This is a genomic window from bacterium (assembly GCA_041648665.1).
In the GTDB taxonomy this organism is placed as follows: Bacteria; UBA10199; UBA10199; order 2-02-FULL-44-16; family JAAZCA01; genus JAFGMW01.
On sequence record JBAZOP010000205.1, the window covers coordinates 1 to 2,517 of the forward strand.

At 62.2% G+C, this 2,517-nt stretch carries 2 protein-coding genes; one reads left to right on the forward strand and one right to left on the reverse strand.

Annotated elements, in window-relative coordinates:
• The coding region (locus WC683_20820; protein ID MFA4975055.1) for a hypothetical protein at positions 1–201 on the forward strand (201 nt) is incomplete at its 5' end.
• Between the two features lie 550 nt (positions 202–751).
• Here the strand turns inward: WC683_20820 and WC683_20825 are convergent.
• The gene (locus WC683_20825) at positions 752–2,248 is read right to left on the reverse strand and encodes a transposase (GenBank protein ID MFA4975056.1); all 1,497 of its coding nucleotides are present in this window, start codon (positions 2,246–2,248) and stop codon (positions 752–754) included.
• Positions 2,249–2,517: the final 269 nt, after the last annotated feature.

Consider the following 2,517-nt stretch of genomic DNA (forward strand, 5'->3'; position numbering starts at 1 on the left):
TCGACAGAATGGCAGGAGGTTTCGGCGGTGGTGAAGGATGTCGCCCAAACCGGCTGCTATCCTGGCACAAAATTCTGGAACAGCACCAAATACGTGAAGATCGTCATCCTGCCGATCAACGGCGGCGTCATCTATTTCGATGATCTGAAGTTTGAGGAAGTGAAAGCAGAAGTTAAAAATCCTCAAGAAGGGGAGAAGTGACTTGCAACTCAGCTATCCCGCTCCCAGGTCGCCACCGGACGCATGAAATGGGAGGGCAGAGTTTCCACTCGCTGTCAATAGGTGAAACTGAAAATATGAATGAAAAAAACCCACCATGTCGAAATCCACTTTGAATTTCGATTGTTCACTAAACCGTGAAAAGACGTCGCGGTTCCTGACCATGCGCCTCCTGGCGTATCCGGGTGGAAGCCCCGGCTTTGAAGATCCGGTGTCGGCCATGGAGGTGGAAGGCGCCAATGTGAATGACCTCGCTTCCACGCCACCGATGGCGGCGCACGGCGTTGAAGCCGTGCGCCTCCCGCCAGACGCGGTCTTGCGTTTGACGAGAGTTCGGGTTGACAAAATGGTCGGACACGCGGTTCCGACCGCCCGACTCGAAGCTTCCAGAGCGTTCGACGGCGGGACGCCGGATCCGGCTCTCTGCCCTGAGACGTCCCGTGCTCCCCCGCGGAGACCGCGGAGGCGGGCGGCTACTTTCCTGGTGCGCCGCAGGCCAGCTCCACCGGCGGACAACGCCGCGGAGGGCGGGTCAGGAGCCGCGCGTCCGATGAGATCGATGTTCAGCTACGCACTCATACAGTATCCTCCATTGAACGAGATAGTCGACCTCCGGCTCGATTCCGGCCAGGTCGTATTCTCTCCATTTGCGTTCGAGCGTGTCGTTCATGACGGCGAGATATCCGTGGTACTCCTCCTCGTGGACGCGCTCGAAGCCGCTTCCAAGCCATCTCTCAGGCATGTAATACGCCCCCGCCCTGACCAGGGACCGCGCCACGTCGAGAAATTTCTTGGCTGTGGCCAGACGGCTTCTGCCGCCCTTGGCTTCGATCCTCTTGTGCTTTTTCATGAGGACGTGTTCCGCGAGATCCCACTGAAGCCTGCCTGCCGGATCCGCGGTCGTGCCGCAGTGGCGCGCCACCTGAAGCAGATAGTTGCGCAGGCGCCTGTTGGTGTCGGGGGGAAGCCCGCCCTTGCGTGGCGGCGAGTCCTGGCCGCCTGTCTGCTTTTGCCTCGACACGATACCGGCGTACGAGGCCATGTGGTCGGCGTCGGGCCAGCGCTCCGTTGGGCCAAGTTCCGCGCACACGTTCCCGGCGAGCGTCACGCCCACGCCCGGGATCGTTGTAAGCCAGAAACCGGGAGTCTGGACGAGGCATCTGGCCATCTCGTTCTCCTCGAACCACAAGGACTTGCGCAAGGCGCGCATGGACTCGACCTTGGAGGCGAGGCTCCGGGCTTGGTACTCGGCGACCTCCCCCTCGACGGGGGCGATGGCGTTTTCCGCCAAAGCCTTGAGCCCCGTGGCCGCCTCGGACGGCTTGTGCACGCCAAGCGAGGCAAGCCGCTGGGCGAGGGTCGCCTCCCGTGTCCGTCTGAACTTGTGGATGGTGAAGTCCTTCTCAAGGATGGCGAGGCAGGCGTCCGAGAACGGCGCGACAGGCGGCCTCGCCGCGTCGAGGAACCCCGGGAAGAGCGTCTCCACCAGGCGGTGGATCCTGTTCTTGAGGGCGGTCTCGTCGCAGACCAGACGCCCCCTGGCCCGGGAGGCGCACCGCATCTTGTGCCACAAGCCGTCGTGCCTCTCCAGGTTGCGGGCGCGGTGATGGATTATGGCTTCGGCGATGCCCGTCATGTCGATCTGGTCAGAGCTGGCTCTGGTGGACGAGCGGTACTTCTTCGCCTCCTTGGCGCCAACCCGCAAGAGCATGTAACGCTCGGCGCGGAGCGCCTCGAGGAAGTTGATGGCGTAGGCGGCGGGATCCTCGCCCCCCACAAGCACGCGTCCCCTGTCGATCTGAAGGCGGTTCCTCTCCCGCTCGATCTTGCCGACAAGGAAGCGGACGCCCTCCATGGTGTTGAACACCCGCAGTGGCCTCGACAGCGCCTCGCCAGTGCCGAGGCATACCAGCGCCGCATGCTCCCGTTTGGCGAAGTCGAGGGGGACGACAAGGGTCTTGCGCGAGTCTCCGTCGAAAAGAATGGACGACGCCTCTTGACTTCTTTCCGGGTAGATGCTTCTTTTCATCTGGAACCTCCTTGTGGGTTTTCGATTCCGCGGCGGGAGCCCCGTGCCCTCGACCGCTCTTTTGAATCGCGCGGCCTCAATGGACCGCTCCGCCTACAAGGAGGTTCTTTTTTTGCCGAAGTCAAGTGCATCTTCCCCCCCCCGTTCGGCGTCCGGATCGGAGTGGCTTCGCCGAGCTTCGCATCCCCTTCGGGGGCTCCGCTCGCCACTCCGACACGTTCACCGAAAATTGTACAGGACATTCCTGTCCGCCAGTTGGGCGGGTAAGA